Origin of the sequence: Flavobacterium sp. S87F.05.LMB.W.Kidney.N, assembly GCF_004366435.1 — a bacterium.
Classification (GTDB): domain Bacteria; phylum Bacteroidota; class Bacteroidia; order Flavobacteriales; family Flavobacteriaceae; genus Flavobacterium.
Genome location: NZ_SODX01000006.1, coordinates 337,626 through 352,402, shown reverse-complemented (window position 1 = coordinate 352,402; position 14,777 = coordinate 337,626). Strand labels below are relative to the sequence as shown.

The window sequence follows — 14,777 nt, the reverse complement described above, 5'->3', positions numbered from 1 at the left end:
AACGTGTCTTCTTTATCATTCCGCCTGTGTTTCAAAGCGGGTGCAAAACTAAAAATTCTTTTTGTTTCCTGCAAGAAAAAATTAAAGTTTTTTTTGAAATTTTTAAATCTCTTTTTCTCTAATTCTTCTCTCAGCATCTCAAGGAACTTCCCGTATTTGCGGGGTGCAAATGTAATACCCGTTTTCCATTCCCACAAGCTTTTTCTAATCTTTTTTTTGAAAATTTCTTTTCTCTTTTAATCAGCTTTTCCTGCCAGTCTGTCTGTGAACATTGCGTTGTTGCGGGTGCAAAAGTACCACCTTTATTTACATCTGCAAGACTTTTTTTTATATTTTTTTCATGTTTATTGAAAGTTTTTCTTAACACACTGATAACTCTCCATTTACATTATCAGCTTTTTTGAAACATTGTCAGTTTTTTCTTTGCCAGGACAGCATTTCCTCAATTTAACTCCGATATTACATTCCATTTTTGCAGAGTTTTTAATTTTTACTGCCCTGTGCCGGCACTTTAAGAGATTTTATATTCCTTATTTATTCTAATGTTCTTTTAAAAATATATGCCCCAGCCCTGACAGTCCCGAGGATTCAGAGAAAATCCTTCTGCTTTTTCTTTAAAAAGAAGAAGGCTGGAACGGACAGGGGATTATGCTTCTCATTTAAAAGCAAATTCCAAATTTTAAATTCCAAATCATTGTGAGAGGCTTCGACTTCGCTCAGCCTGAGGATTTTTTTAGTCCTATATATATAACCATATAATTCAACTTATATATAATGATGCTTGCAATAGATATAAAAGTAAACTTATACATATATATTGTATGTGTTTTTGTAATCACCTATATTTGCATTCACAAAATTATAAACAATGATCAAGATTACTTTACCCGATGGGTCAATTAGAGAGTTCGCTTCAGGCGTTACTCCAATGGAGGTCGCTAAAAACATTAGCGAAGGTTTTGCAAGAAATGTGATTTCTGCATCTTTTAATGGTACAACTATTGAAACCGAAACTCCATTAACGACCGACGGTAATCTTATATTATATACTTGGAATGATGCTGAAGGTAAAAAAGCTTTCTGGCATTCGACTTCGCACGTAATGGCTCAAGCTCTTGAGGAATTATACCCAGGAATTAAATTAACCCTTGGACCTGCAATTGCTAATGGATTTTATTATGATGTAGATTTTGGAGATCAGAAGATATCCGAAGCAGATTTCAAAAAGATTGAAGACCGTGTTCTTGAGATTTCGAGAGAGAAACATGATTTTAAAATGCGTCCTGTAAGCAAAGCAGAAGCTTTAGAGATGTATAAAGATAATGTTTACAAAACGGAATTGATTTCTAATCTTGAAGACGGAACTATTACTTTTTGCGACCATTCTACTTTTACAGATTTATGCCGTGGAGGCCATATTCCGAATACTGGAATTATCAAAGCTGTAAAAATTATGAGTGTGGCTGGAGCTTACTGGAGAGGAGATGAAAAGAACAAACAGCTGACTCGTGTTTACGGAACTTCTTTTCCTAAACAAAAAGATCTAACTGAATACCTTGAACTTCTTGAAGAAGCTAAACGTCGTGATCACCGTAAATTAGGGAAGGAACTTGAATTGTTTGCTTTCTCTCAAAAAGTTGGTCAAGGTTTACCTTTATGGCTGCCAAAAGGAGCTGCATTGAGAGATCGTTTGGAGCAATTTCTAAAAAGAGCACAAAAGAAAGCAGGTTACGAGCAGGTTGTAACTCCACATATTGGTCAGAAGGAACTTTATGTAACCTCTGGACATTATGCAAAATATGGAGCAGACAGCTTTCAGCCAATCCATACTCCTGCAGAAGGTGAAGAATTTTTATTAAAACCAATGAACTGTCCTCACCACTGTGAAATTTACAATGTAAGACCTTGGTCATATAAAGATTTACCAAAGCGTTACGCTGAATTTGGTACTGTATATAGATATGAGCAATCGGGAGAATTACATGGTTTGACTCGTGTAAGAGGATTTACTCAGGATGATGCGCATATTTTCTGTACTCCAGAACAATTGGACGAAGAATTCAAAAAAGTAATAGACCTTGTACTATATGTATTTGGTTCATTAGGTTTTGAAAACTTTACTGCTCAAATTTCGTTAAGAGACCAAGAAGACAGAGAAAAATACATTGGAACAGATGAGAACTGGGAAAAAGCTGAAAACGCTATTATTAACGCAGCAAGAGACAAGGGTCTAAATACTGTTGTAGAATATGGCGAAGCTGCTTTTTACGGTCCGAAACTTGATTTCATGGTTAAGGATGCTTTAGGAAGACAATGGCAATTAGGAACAATTCAGGTAGATTACAATTTACCAGAACGTTTTGAATTAACTTACAAAGGTGCTGATAATGAATTACATCGACCAGTTATGATTCACAGAGCTCCTTTTGGATCGATGGAACGTTTTATAGCAATTCTACTAGAACATACAGCAGGAAATTTCCCACTTTGGCTAATGCCAGAACAGGCTATAATCTTGTCTTTGAGCGAGAAATACGAAAATTATGCTAAAAAAGTTTTAGATTTGCTAGAAAATCACGAAATTCGCGCCCTAATTGACAATCGAAACGAGACAATTGGCAAGAAAATCAGAGATGCAGAAATGCAGAAAATCCCTTTTATGCTAATTGTAGGTGAAGAAGAAGAGAAAAATGGTACAATCTCTATTCGTCGTCACGGGCAAGAAGGAAAAGGTAACATTACCGTTTCTATTGAAGAATTTGCTTCGATTGTAAACGAAGAAATAAAAAAGACATTAAAAGTTTTTACAGTTTAACTTAAATTATAAAGTCATAGCAATAAGAAGCAACAGAGGTTTTCAACCTCGAGTAGAAAAAAAAGACGCACACAGAATAAACAATCTTATTCGTGTTCCAGAGGTACGTCTTGTAGGTGAAAATATTGAGCCTGGCGTTTTCAAAATCGCAGAAGCGTTACGTTTAGCTGACCAATTTGAATTGGATTTAGTTGAGATCTCGCCAAACGCAGAACCGCCGGTTTGTAAAATCATGGACTACAAGAAATTTGTTTACGAGCAAAAGAAGAGGGACAAAGCATTAAAGGCTAAATCTTCTCAAGTTGTTGTAAAAGAAATTAGATTCGGTCCTCAAACTGATGAGCATGATTATGAGTTCAAAAGAAAGAACGCTGAAAAATTCTTAAAAGAAGGAGCTAAATTAAAAGCTTTCGTTTTCTTTAAAGGACGTTCTATTATTTACAAAGATCAAGGTCAGATTCTATTATTACGTCTTGCTCAAGATTTAGAAGAACATGGTAAAGTTGAAGCTATGCCTGTTTTGGAAGGAAAGAGAATGATTATGTTCATTGCTCCGAAGAAAAAGAAGTAGTTCTCAGTTTATAGTCTCAGTGTTCAGTTCTGAACTTGAAACTATAAACTTGAAACAAAAAAATAAGTAAGTAAGAATAAATTAAAACACTAGGAAAAATGCCTAAAATGAAAACAAAATCTAGCGCTAAGAAACGTTTTAAAGTTACTGGCTCTGGAAAGATTAAAAGAAAGCATGCTTTTAAAAGTCACATCTTGACTAAAAAATCTAAAAAACGTAAATTAGCTTTGACACACTCAGCGCTAGTTCACTCTACAGATATGAAAAGCATCAAACAACAATTAAGAATTATCTAATAATTCTTTAGGTTAAAAAATTATTTATATAACCTTGGAGTATGGCTTTCAAGTTCCTTTGATTCAATTCAGGACGCCTGCTACAAAAACACATTTAAAATTATGCCAAGATCGGTAAATTCAGTTGCTAAAAGAGCAAGAAGAAAAAAAATAATGAAGCAAGCCAAAGGTTTCTTTGGTAGACGTAAAAACGTTTGGACAGTTGCTAAGAACGCGGTAGAGAAAGCAATGAGCTATGCTTACCGTGACAGAAAACAGAATAAAAGAAATTTCCGTTCATTATGGATTCAACGTATCAACGCTGGAGCTAGATTAGAAGGAATGTCTTATTCTCAATTCATGGGAAAAGTTAAAGCTAACGGAATCGAATTGAACCGTAAAGTTCTTGCAGATTTAGCTATGAACCACCCAGAAGCTTTCAAAGCAATACTTAATAAAGTAAAATAAACGTTTTATAAACTCAATTTAGATTACTTACTTATCATAAAAAAACCATCCTTTAAGCGGGATGGTTTTTTGTTTTTATACAGCTGCTATAATTTTATTAGTTTATGAATTAAAATATTAGATTAAATTTACTTAAAACTATAATCTCAAATGCACAATACAATTTTAGATCATATCCAGAAGTTTGTTCCACTCGAGCCATCCGAAATTGACATACTTGAATCATGCTTAACTATAACACAGATTAAGAAAAAGAATCTAGTTTTACAAGAAGGTCAAATTTGCAATACTATGTATTTTATTGTAAAAGGATGCATGCGTCAGTATATTATCAATTCTAAAGGGACAGAACAAACGTTACAATTCGCCATTGAAAACTGGTGGATAACAGATTATTTAAGTTACCACAATCACATACCCTCTCATTTCTACATTCAAGCAGTTGAAACCACTGAAGCTATTGCAATTGAAAAATCAGTTTTAGAGTCACTGCTTGCGCAAATTCCGAACCTTGAAAGATACTTTCGAATTGTAGCTCAAAAAGCATTTGGCGCCGCGCAGATGAGAATTAAATTTCTATTTACAATGTCTGCAGAAGAACGATATAACCATTTTAATAATCTAAATCCAGATTTTGTACAAAGGGTTCCTCAATACATGCTTGCCTCCTATTTAGATTTTTCAGCTGAATTTATGAGTAAAATAAGAGCTGGAAAAGTGTGATCTTAATTTCTTGAAGTAGTTCAAGTTTTTAAAAGTATACATTACTGACCTTTGTAATGAACTTTTAAACATATAAAAATGAAACCAAGAATTGTTATCCCGAATGTTGCTCCAGACGCTTATCAAGCTTTAATGAATTTAGAGAAATATATTTCTACTACCTCACTAACTCCAGCACATAAAGAATTAATTAAGATTCGTGCATCGCAAATCAATGGCTGTGCATTTTGTATAAATATGCATACCGCTGACGCTAGAAAACATGGAATTTCTGAACAGAGAATCTACCTAATAAGTGCATGGCGTGAAGCTGATGTTTATACGGAAGAAGAAAAAGCAATTTTAGCTTTGACCGAACAGGTAACCCAAATTAGCAATCATGTTTCTGATGAAGTTTACCAAAACGCAGCACAATTTTTTGACGAAAAATATCTTGCTGAAATCATCCTTGCCATTATCACAATTAACTCTTGGAATAGACTTGCTATTACAACTGGGTTGAGAGCTGTATAATTTATAAGGATAAATTTACAAGCCTAAAACTCTGCAAAGCCCTTTGTTTAAAAGGGCTTTTTGTATTTATCTATAAATGAGAATTAAAAAAAACCTCATTTAAAAATAATTGAAAATACCGTATTTATACTCTTTTGAGATTTCTAGAAATATTTATTTTTGGCGCATGATTCCAAAAAGAGCGCAAATAATTACTTGTTTAATAACTGCTTTGTTAATGCTTGCATCTTGTCGAAAGCAAAATGTCGATAGCTCAAAAAAACTAAACAGAGAAATCGAAATTAAGGAGATCATAAGTAAAGCAAATAAGTTTTACAATAATCATAATAATACTGACAGCGCTTTTTTCTACTACAACAAAGCAAGAGTTGCCTGCAATCTTAAAAAAGATCTTAAAAGTTATGTTTCTTGCATGTACTACATGGCCGAAATCCAACAAGACCATGAAGATTTTGTTGGAAGCATTAAAACAGCAATGGAAACAGTTCCGCTTTTAGATGAATTAAACAACTCTGATTATATATGGAATATCTATAGTGTTTTGGGAAGGAATTATTATTACACCTATGACTATCCAACTGCAATATATTATTACTCTAAAGCTTTTACGTTAAAAACTAATAAAATAAATAAACTCGAAGCAAAAAATAATATCGCTGTTATTTACATAAAACAACAAAAGTTCGACAAAGCACTTCCTATTTTTGTTTCAATCAGTAATGAAAAAATCGTACAACAAAATCCTGAAAACTATTCTAAAATATTAGATTATATAGGTTATTGTTATTATAAACTCAAGAATTCAAAAGCATTGAATTTTTTTGAAATGAGTTTAAAAATAAAGTCTAAAGCAAATTATACAGAGGGTTTAGGCAGGACCTACTATAATCTCGCCGAATACTATCAAAATGATAAAGCCGATTTAGCAATGAAATATGCAAAATTAAGTTATAAAAACTATACACTATCGGGTAATACTGACGACCGCTTACTTGCTTTAAAATTTATCATAGAAAATAGTTCTGATATTGATTCAAAAAAAAATGCTCTACTTTACACAAGAGTAATAGATAGTATTTTTGAAGTAAGACAAAGAGCTAAAAATCAATTTGCAAAAATTAAATATGACTCAAAAAAAGAAGAAGAAGAGAACTTAAAATTAAAAGCTCAAAAAATTAAAAATGAACTTCAAATAGTAAAACAGCAAAGCAAAAACATTGTATCATATATCATAATCGTATTAGCCTCATGCCTAATTGTTTTTCTGTACTTTTTTTTAACACTACGAAATAATCGTCAAAAAATTGAAGCAACTTATCAGAGCGAAATCAGAATTTCAAAAAAATTGCATGATGAATTAGCTAATGATATTTACCACACAATGGCATTTGTCGAAAACAGAAATCTTACTTCTCCAGAAAACAGAAATCATTTATTAAAAAAACTAGACAATATCTACTCCCGAACAAAAAATATTTCTAAAGACAATACTCCTGCCATTAGCGATCACAATTATGTAGCTTCGCTAAAAGATATGATATCAGGATTTGACACTCCAAATATTAATATTTTAGTAAATGGTCTCAATACTATTAACTGGGATAAAATTAATGATGATAAAAAAACATCCATTTACCGAACTATACAGGAATTGTTCGTAAATATGAAAAAGCATAGTGATGCAAGTTTAGCAGCAATAACATTTAAAGTACTGGAGAATATTATAATTATCACTTACACGGATAACGGAAAAGGAATCGATAAAAATAAAATGATATTAAGAAATGGTTTGAGCAATATTGAGAATCGAATTCATGCTGTTAGAGGTGATACTGAAATTCATTCCGGTTTAGGAAAAGGTTTTAAGGTTATAATTAAAGTTCCAGTATAATGATTAAGAACTTGTTTCTATTTCGCTTTTTTCAAAAAAAACATATTATTTTTTGCTTGCTAATCTTCGGTATAATTTTGGCAACGATCTTTTATATACAGTTTTCTAAGGCAAGAAACGATAAAGTACTACACATCAAAACCGATCGTTCAGTTGCAATTAAACAAATGATGGAAAAATCTAATGCTTTTTGGTATTCAGGAAAAAATGATAGTGCCCTTTTTTATTTCAATAAAACACAATTGTTATGTTACCCAAAAGCAGATTATGCAGATTATTATGTTGGTTCATTAAACAATATGGTCGAAATTCTCCAACAAAATGGTAATTATAACGAAGCAGAAACCACACTTATAAAAGCATTCCCTTACTTAGAAAAAACTACCAATGTAAAATATGCCGTTAACGCTTATACCTTCATGGCTTACAACTATTTGTATATGTACGATTATGAAAAAGCGTTGTATTATCATAGAAAAGCATTAAAAAAAGCAATCTCTACATTTAGGAAAGCGAGAATATTGTCTGAAATTGCATTTGCATATATGCACCAGAAAAAATATCAAGAGGCGGTAAATTTATTAGAACCTATATCTAAGTGCAAGATTGCAGATAAAATCACCCCTTCAAATACAAATGCTCAACGTGCAGCTATTCTATATAATCTAGGTCTTTCTTACTTAAGACTAGGAGACCACAAAGATGAGGCATTGAAATGCTTTAACGAAAGCCTAGAATTAACCCTAAAACTCAATGACGATTATGAATTAATCGGCAACTACTACGCTTTTTACTTGTTTTATTCAAAATACCACAATCCTGTACTAAAAAAAATTAACGCCGAAAAAGCCTACTATTGTGCAAAAAGCGCAAAATCTGTAACAAATGAAATCAACATGTTAGCTTCCCTAATCGAAGCGGATAATGCTGAAAATTCAAAAAAACACTGGAAAGTTTATAGTAAAAAAATTGACAGTCTTATTGTTAGCAGAAAAAAAGCAAAAAATCAATTTGCCAATATAATATACGATTCTAAAAAAGACAAAGAAGAAAATCTAGAGCTCAAAACTCAAAAATTAGAAAATGAATTAGAGCTGCAGAGACAAAAAAACAGAAGCTTTATTTCTTACATTATCATATCTTTCTCCATTTTCATATTGCTTTTTTTAATCTTTTATATAACCTCAAAAGGCAAAAGGGAAAAAAAAGATATCATATATAAAAGTGAAATGCGAATTTCAAATAAATTACATGATGAACTTGCCATAAATGTCCACCAAACTTTATTATTCGCAGAAGATAATGATCTGGAAAATGAAGAAAATAAAGAAAAATTACTTTATCACTTGAATAACATTTACTCAAAAACACGAAACATTTCAAAAGAAAATAGTCAAATTCCAACAGATGATCGATATGTAGCAGTTTTAAAAGAAATGATTTCAGAGTATAGATCTAAAGATGTCAATATTATCCTAAATGGTTTTGATGTCGTTTCTTGGAATACAATCGAAAAAAATAGAAAAATAATACTCTATAGAATTTTACAGGAGCTTTTATTTAATATGAAAAAGCATAGCGATGCAACTTTGATAAGCATTATACTAAAAATAAATAACAAAAGCCTTACTGTAGTATGCACTGATAACAGTACTGAAATTACAACTAAAGATACAATTTTAGAAAAAAGACTACAAAATGTGGAAAACCGTATTAAAACAATAAAAGGAACTATTAATTTTGACAAAAATACAGAAAGAGGTTTTAAAATAAGTTTCACATTCCCTATATAAGATTTAAATATGTTTAAAAAAGTTTTAGTTGCCGAAGATTTAGACAGTATCAGCATCGCTGTAGTTCAAGTTCTGGAAGAATTAGAGGTTCCGGTAATTGACCATGTAAAATATTGTGATGAAGGTTTACTCAAAGTAAAAAAAGCCTTACTGGAAAAAGAGCCTTACGATCTCTTAATTACCGATTTGTCATTTAAATTAGATCATAGAAAAGCCGACTTAACAAGTGGAGACGAATTAATTGAGGCTGTAAATCATGTTCAGCCTGAATTAAAAAAAATTGTTTTTTCTATCGAAGATAAAAGCTATAGAATCAAAACTCTTTTTAATGAATTGGGCATTAATGCATACGTTTCTAAAGGACGAAACAGTATGACTGAGCTAAAGAATGCCGTTGAAAGCACATACAATAATGAGGAAAGAATACTTTCTTCTGATTTATCTTTTAGCTTTAATGATAAATCTTTGATTGAAATTGAATCATATGACATTTCGATCTTAAAACTTCTTTCACAAGGATATATTTTAGAAAGTATTTCTAAAGAATTTAAAGATTTATCTATTACTCCTAATGGAACGAGCAGTATTGAGAAGAGAATCAATAAATTAAAAATATATTTTAAAGCAAATAATAATGTGCATCTAATTGCAATAGCTAAAGATTTTGGCCTAGTATAAATTGATGAGCTTTACGGTTTTCCGTAAGGATTACAACTTTGATAGATATACATTTGTAAATAACCTACTAACCTTCTAATGAAACCAAAAAATAAAGCTATTATTTTATTTGCAAAAATTAACACAACTCAAAATAAAATTATTATGAAAACAATGCTTCTTTGCCTTTTTTTATCAATTAGTTTTGCTTTAGTTTCTGAAAAAACAGGCTGGCTGGAAATCGATTGGAAAATAATTTTTATTCCAGCTTTACTTGTTTTACAAATCATCATTATTGGTACTGCCTTAAAAAACAGATATAAAAAACACTAGTTAATTCTAAGAGAGGTATGATATTCATATTATAGGAAATATCTATATTTGATTTCATTTTTAATTGTACATGAAAAACGTTCTAAGCCTTCTCTTACTATTATTTACATTTTTATCATTTGCTCAAACCAAAGTTCTATCTTGGAATATCGAAAATTTTGGTAAGTCAAAATCCGATATTGAGCTAAATTATATTGCTAAACAAATTTCAACTTACGACATAATTGCAATTCAAGAGGTAGTCGCTGGAAATGGCGGTGCCCAAAGCGTCGCTAAACTTTCTGAACTACTAAATCAAAAAGGATTTAAATGGGATTATAGTATCAGTGATCCTACAACGAGCAGTAGTTATAAAACTGAGCGATATGCTTATATTTGGAAAACAAAAAAAGTCAAATTGAAAAATAAGCCTTGGCTCGAGAAAAAATACAACTTAGAAATTGACCGAGAACCTTATTTTGCTACCTTCGAGATTAATAAAAAAGCGATCACTCTGGTTAATTTTCATGCTATAACTAAAAAAAAACAGCCTGAAACTGAAATTAAATATTTTAAATTCTTACCAAATCAATATCCGAATTTAAACTTGGTTTTTTTAGGTGACTTCAATTGTCCCGAAAAACATACTGTTTTTAATCCGTTAAAAGGAATGGGATATTCATCGGTTTTTAAAAATCAAAAAACCACACTTAAGCAAAAATGTAAAAACAATGTCTGTCTAGCTTCTGAGTTTGACAACATATTTTACAAAGATTCCAATTTAAAGCTTATTAATTCAGGAGTTATTAAATTCTACGAAGATTATGATTCTCTACAAAATGCTAGAAGAGTTTCTGATCATATTCCGGTTTGGTTTGAATTCTCCTTAAATTAAAATTAGGTTTTAAGCTTCTTTTTTCTAGCAGCAGGAAATAATACATTATTCAAAATTAATCTGTATCCTGGAGAATTAGGATGCAAATCTAACACAGTCGGCGGATCTCCTACTTGATGTTGAAAATCTTCTGGATCATGGCCTCCAAAAAAAGTAAACATTCCTTTTCCTTTTTCACCATGAATATATCTAGATTCTCCATTTAATTCGCAAGTTCCCATTATGAGAACATTAGATTTTATTAATGAAGTATCAAAAGAAGTCGTTTGTCCCATAAAACCTTTTACTAATTGCGTATGATTTTGACACAACATACTAGGAATTGGATCCCATTTTGCAGAAAATTCCATTAAAGTAAAATAATCCTTCTCCATCACGATACGCCTTTTGGTAGTCATATCGATATCTGAAAATTCATAAACTTCAGGTTTTCTTTCTAAAGTAAAGTTTTTAAAAGCAAAAGAATTATTATAATTTAGTTTTGACTGGTAATTTGATTCACTTGGATCACCATCAAACATTGTTTCGCAAATATCTACTCCGTCTGCTGCAAGTGCAATATCAAAACTATCCGTTGCAGAACACATTGCAAACATAAAACCACCACCAATAACAAAATCTCTAATTTTCTTGGCAACAGCACCTTTTTCTTGAGATACCTTATCATATCCTAATTTTGCGGCCAGCGCTTCAGCATCTTTTTTCTGGTCAATATACCAAGGTGTATTTTTATATGCTGCATAAAATTTTCCGTATTGGCCTGTAAAATCTTCATGATGTAAATGCAGCCAATCGTATAACAAAAGCTGGTCGCTTAATACTTCTTCGTCATAAATTGGCGTAAACGGAATTTCGGCATAAGTTAAAACCAGCGTTACAGCATCGTCCCAAGGCTGTTTTCCTTTTGGAGTGTATACTGCAATTTTTGGAGCTTTTTCTAAAATTACCGATTCCATATTTTGAGAAGGACTCGAAATTTCATTTAAAATTGAAGTTTGTTCACTATCTGAAATCACTTCAAAACTAACTCCCCTAATTTTACATTCTTTTCTAATCTCTTCTGCATCGGGCAGTAAAAAAGAACCGCCACGATAATTTAAAAGCCAGCTTGCTTTGTAATCTCTGCTTAAACACCAATATGTTATACCATAAGCCTTTAAGTGATTTTGCTGTGTAGTTTCGTCCATCGGAATTAAGATAAACGATGCTCTAGCATTAAATGTAATTAGTAGTATAAAAATGTAGAATAAACTCCTATTCATCCGAAAATTATTTTAGTAAAGATATAAAGGAAGAATCTAAAAAAAGAATCGTGAGATTTTTTTCTGGCATAATAGAATGTTAAATATAAAAACAGGGGTAAATACCTGATTTACAATATTAAAAAAAACAGGTAAAAACACCTATAGTGTGGCAAAATATTCTATATACATTTGCTATCCCAGGTCATAAAACTAATCAATGCAAAAAAAATCAACCACCATGAAGTTTAATGATAGTAATAACCAAGAAAAGGGTATGAATATAATTCAAAAAATAGGTTTATGTGTTCTTGTCATAACAATCATCTTATATTACGTATTGTCAATTCAATTTTTGACAGCGTAATATTTTAAATTGTTAGAACAGCCAAGTCATTTTGAATAGCGTATACTACTAAGCCTGCAATATTTCGTGATTCTGTTTTGAGCAGTAAATTATTTCTGTGTCCTTCTATAGTTCTTGGACTTAAAAAAAGATGATCTGCAATTTCTGCAGTTGTTTTCTGTTGACAGATCAATTGCAGGATTTCCACTTCACGAGGAGAAAGAAAATTAGTTTCTAAACCGCCTTTTGAATTCTTAGGAGAAACTATTGTTTCTTGAATTGTTTTTAAAACGCTTTCGTTATAATAAAATCCTTTTGCAGCTACTTCATTAATAGTGTGTATTAAATCTTTTGGGGTGGTATTTTTTATTAAATAAGCAACCGCACCTACCTGAATCATATTGGCAATAAATGATTTTGTATCATAACTTGTCAGAGCAATGATCTTAATGTCTGGAAACGATTTCCTTATGATTTTTGTAGCTTCGACACCATTTAAAACTGGCATCTTTAAATCCATTATAATAATGTCGGGCTTAATTTCATTTTTATTTAACTGAGAAATAAGTTCATCTCCGTTTGAAGCTTCAAAAAGAACATCAAAATTTTCTTCTCTCTGCAATAAAAAAGAAATTCCTTTTCGAAACAAAATTTCATCATCGACTAGGGCAATTTTAATAGCAGCATTCATTTAATTTGATTTTGGTCGTTTGTTTTGGTATGCCGAATTTACGAAATATCATTTATAAAAAGTCCATTTAGCTTGTTTTATTGAGTAAAAATCTTATTTTAATACAAAAACTAGATTAAAAAGTAAAATTTACTGCGATTCCGTTATTAATTTCAGAAGTAATTTTTATAGTTCCTTCTAAAAACGATATACGGCTGTCAATATTTTTCATTCCAAGTCCTTTTTGATTTTCAGCATTTGCACTATCAAAACCAACTCCATTATCTTCATAATCACAAATATTTATTCCATCTCTATTAATAAATGAAATCCATATTTCTGTTGCTTTTCCATGTCGCATTGAATTATTCATCAACTCTTGTAAAATTCTAAAAACATGTAAATGTCGATCGATATCTTTATCATCAAAATCGATTTCATTTTTATAATGTGTTTTTACAGATTTACTAGTTTCAAATTCTTCACACAACTCTTCTATTCCTGCATTCAAACCGAATTTTTCAAAAACCGGCGGTAATAAATTATGGGCGATTTTTCTAGAATTTTCTAATGCCTTGGTTGTTAGATTAATGATGTTCTCTGTAATTTCTGCCGTTTCTGTTTCTGTAAGATTTGGCGCGGTAAGCAAATGACTGTTTAGGGAAACAATATTTAATTTTGAACTAATATCATCATGAAGGTCTTGTGCAATTCTTTTACGTTCTTCTTCTTGAGTAATTATAATCGCATGGAGCTGTTCTTTTTGATATTGAAGGACTAAGTCTTTTTTCTCTAATTCTTTTTGAATGATTTTTTTTCGGGAATAGTAAAAGAATATAATTAATGCAACTGCAACAACTATAAAAAAAAGGGATATATATAATATAATTGCAACTAGCTCTTTATCAGGAATTGAATGGGTGTTCATATGTATTTATTTATGGTACACAATTACAGACTAACCTTGTAAAACTTTTTTTCTTGAAAAACTGACCTTCCATTCGTACATAATAAAAAGATAATAGACTATATTTAAAAATGCATTAAACATCCAGCTTAAATATTTTACATCGTTATTCAAGGCAGAAGTAAGATTACCAATAATAAACAATACTGTACTTGACAGTAAATAAATGATTATTCCCATACTTGCATAGTAATATGTTTTATTTTCGGTAAGCATATTATAGAAATGAAGTAATGCAAAAACAACAATCAACAATGATGTTAATGTAATTTCAAATAAATTAAATTTCAAAAATTCCTGTGGATCATTAACAAATTGTATTGTTAGTACAAGCAAAGCCACAATAAGACTAACTTTTACAAATTGTTTTTGGATTTTTATTTTTAAAATTGAATAATAAAACAAACCAAGAAATATCATTTGACCTATAAAAAAAGTATTTACGAGAAATAAATTATTCATTTTAAGGTGAAAGAGTGTCTCCATTGATATTTGCATAAGAAATGCAAAAGCTAGGTAACTAACAAAAAAAACATTAGCTTTTTCCTTTCGGAAAAAGCTATATGCATATAATATTAGATTAATTAATAAAATGGAATAACCTGAATATATTAAAAAATCAGCCATTATTTTTTACTTA

The 14,777-nt window shown here is 30.8% G+C and carries 15 protein-coding genes; 11 read left to right on the top strand and 4 right to left on the bottom strand.

All coding sequences use genetic code 11. The features are described from left to right. The first annotated feature begins 868 nt into the window (after positions 1–868). The 11 genes from thrS (at position 869) to EDB96_RS18770 (ending at position 10,913) form a co-directional block, all read left to right on the top strand. Positions 869–2,815 (top strand): threonine--tRNA ligase, encoded by a 1,947-nt coding sequence (gene thrS, locus EDB96_RS18815; RefSeq protein WP_057117832.1) that lies wholly within the window; start codon positions 869–871, stop codon positions 2,813–2,815. 16 nt (positions 2,816–2,831) lie between these two features. Next, complete coding sequence (infC, locus tag EDB96_RS18810; protein WP_373428954.1) at positions 2,832–3,386, top strand: translation initiation factor IF-3; 555 nt, start codon at positions 2,832–2,834, stop codon at positions 3,384–3,386. Between the two features lie 98 nt (positions 3,387–3,484). Then, a complete protein-coding gene (rpmI, locus tag EDB96_RS18805; protein WP_007810722.1) occupies positions 3,485–3,682 on the top strand; it encodes a 50S ribosomal protein L35 in 198 nt (65 codons plus the stop codon). A 102-nt stretch (positions 3,683–3,784) separates the two neighbouring features. Beyond that, positions 3,785–4,129 carry a 50S ribosomal protein L20 gene (gene rplT / locus EDB96_RS18800; RefSeq protein ID WP_008464948.1) on the top strand — a complete coding sequence of 115 codons (345 nt, stop codon included), beginning with the start codon at positions 3,785–3,787 and terminating at the stop codon, positions 4,127–4,129. Positions 4,130–4,279: 150 nt separating this feature from the next. Further along, complete coding sequence (locus EDB96_RS18795) at positions 4,280–4,852, top strand: Crp/Fnr family transcriptional regulator (RefSeq protein ID WP_134142557.1); 573 nt, start codon at positions 4,280–4,282, stop codon at positions 4,850–4,852. A gap of 78 nt (positions 4,853–4,930) precedes the next feature. After that, positions 4,931–5,365 carry a carboxymuconolactone decarboxylase family protein gene (locus tag EDB96_RS18790; protein WP_134142555.1) on the top strand — a complete coding sequence of 145 codons (435 nt, stop codon included), beginning with the start codon at positions 4,931–4,933 and terminating at the stop codon, positions 5,363–5,365. Between the two features lie 217 nt (positions 5,366–5,582). Continuing rightward, positions 5,583–7,256, top strand: coding sequence for a tetratricopeptide repeat-containing sensor histidine kinase (locus EDB96_RS18785; RefSeq protein ID WP_134142554.1), 1,674 nt, complete (start codon positions 5,583–5,585; stop codon positions 7,254–7,256). After that, complete coding sequence (locus tag EDB96_RS18780) at positions 7,256–9,049, top strand: tetratricopeptide repeat-containing sensor histidine kinase (protein WP_134142552.1); 1,794 nt, start codon at positions 7,256–7,258, stop codon at positions 9,047–9,049. The genes EDB96_RS18785 and EDB96_RS18780 overlap by 1 nt, the downstream gene beginning before the upstream one ends. 9 nt (positions 9,050–9,058) lie before the next feature. Next, positions 9,059–9,727 carry a response regulator gene (locus EDB96_RS18775; RefSeq protein ID WP_134142551.1) on the top strand — a complete coding sequence of 223 codons (669 nt, stop codon included), beginning with the start codon at positions 9,059–9,061 and terminating at the stop codon, positions 9,725–9,727. Between the two features lie 144 nt (positions 9,728–9,871). Next, positions 9,872–10,039, top strand: a complete 168-nt coding sequence (locus EDB96_RS21100) for a hypothetical protein (RefSeq protein ID WP_157848514.1) — start codon at positions 9,872–9,874, stop codon at positions 10,037–10,039. Positions 10,040–10,109: 70 nt separating this feature from the next. Further along, positions 10,110–10,913, top strand: a complete 804-nt coding sequence (locus tag EDB96_RS18770) for an endonuclease/exonuclease/phosphatase family protein (RefSeq protein ID WP_057117824.1) — start codon at positions 10,110–10,112, stop codon at positions 10,911–10,913. 2 nt (positions 10,914–10,915) lie between these two features. Here the strand turns inward: EDB96_RS18770 and EDB96_RS18765 are convergent, their stop codons facing one another. The 4 genes from EDB96_RS18765 to EDB96_RS18750 form a co-directional block, all read right to left on the bottom strand. Beyond that, a complete protein-coding gene (locus tag EDB96_RS18765; protein ID WP_134142550.1) occupies positions 10,916–12,175 on the bottom strand; it encodes an asparagine synthetase B in 1,260 nt (419 codons plus the stop codon). Positions 12,176–12,525: 350 nt separating this feature from the next. Beyond that, entirely contained in the window at positions 12,526–13,191 is a 666-nt protein-coding gene (locus EDB96_RS18760; protein WP_057117822.1) for a response regulator transcription factor, read from the bottom strand. Positions 13,192–13,306: 115 nt separating this feature from the next. Further along, entirely contained in the window at positions 13,307–14,098 is a 792-nt protein-coding gene (locus EDB96_RS18755) for a sensor histidine kinase (protein WP_057117821.1), read from the bottom strand. Positions 14,099–14,128: 30 nt separating this feature from the next. Continuing rightward, complete coding sequence (locus tag EDB96_RS18750) at positions 14,129–14,764, bottom strand: hypothetical protein (protein ID WP_134142548.1); 636 nt, start codon at positions 14,762–14,764, stop codon at positions 14,129–14,131. Between the last annotated feature and the right edge of the window lie 13 nt (positions 14,765–14,777).

Bases quoted from the DNA above. Each gene is read 5' to 3' on its own strand.
- thrS (WP_057117832.1), top strand. From the start codon at position 869: ATGATCAAGATTACTTTACCCGATGGGTCAATTAGAGAGTTCGCTTCA.
- rpmI (WP_007810722.1), top strand. From the start codon at position 3,485: ATGCCTAAAATGAAAACAAAATCTAGCGCTAAGAAACGTTTTAAAGTT.
- rplT (WP_008464948.1), top strand. From the start codon at position 3,785: ATGCCAAGATCGGTAAATTCAGTTGCTAAAAGAGCAAGAAGAAAAAAA.
- EDB96_RS18795 (WP_134142557.1), top strand. From the start codon at position 4,280: ATGCACAATACAATTTTAGATCATATCCAGAAGTTTGTTCCACTCGAG.
- EDB96_RS18790 (WP_134142555.1), top strand. From the start codon at position 4,931: ATGAAACCAAGAATTGTTATCCCGAATGTTGCTCCAGACGCTTATCAA.
- EDB96_RS18785 (WP_134142554.1), top strand. From the start codon at position 5,583: ATGCTTGCATCTTGTCGAAAGCAAAATGTCGATAGCTCAAAAAAACTA.
- EDB96_RS18780 (WP_134142552.1), top strand. From the start codon at position 7,256: ATGATTAAGAACTTGTTTCTATTTCGCTTTTTTCAAAAAAAACATATT.
- EDB96_RS18775 (WP_134142551.1), top strand. From the start codon at position 9,059: ATGTTTAAAAAAGTTTTAGTTGCCGAAGATTTAGACAGTATCAGCATC.
- EDB96_RS21100 (WP_157848514.1), top strand. From the start codon at position 9,872: ATGAAAACAATGCTTCTTTGCCTTTTTTTATCAATTAGTTTTGCTTTA.
- EDB96_RS18770 (WP_057117824.1), top strand. From the start codon at position 10,110: ATGAAAAACGTTCTAAGCCTTCTCTTACTATTATTTACATTTTTATCA.
- EDB96_RS18765 (WP_134142550.1), bottom strand. From the start codon at position 12,175: ATGAATAGGAGTTTATTCTACATTTTTATACTACTAATTACATTTAAT.
- EDB96_RS18760 (WP_057117822.1), bottom strand. From the start codon at position 13,191: ATGAATGCTGCTATTAAAATTGCCCTAGTCGATGATGAAATTTTGTTT.
- EDB96_RS18755 (WP_057117821.1), bottom strand. From the start codon at position 14,098: ATGAACACCCATTCAATTCCTGATAAAGAGCTAGTTGCAATTATATTA.
- EDB96_RS18750 (WP_134142548.1), bottom strand. From the start codon at position 14,764: ATGGCTGATTTTTTAATATATTCAGGTTATTCCATTTTATTAATTAAT.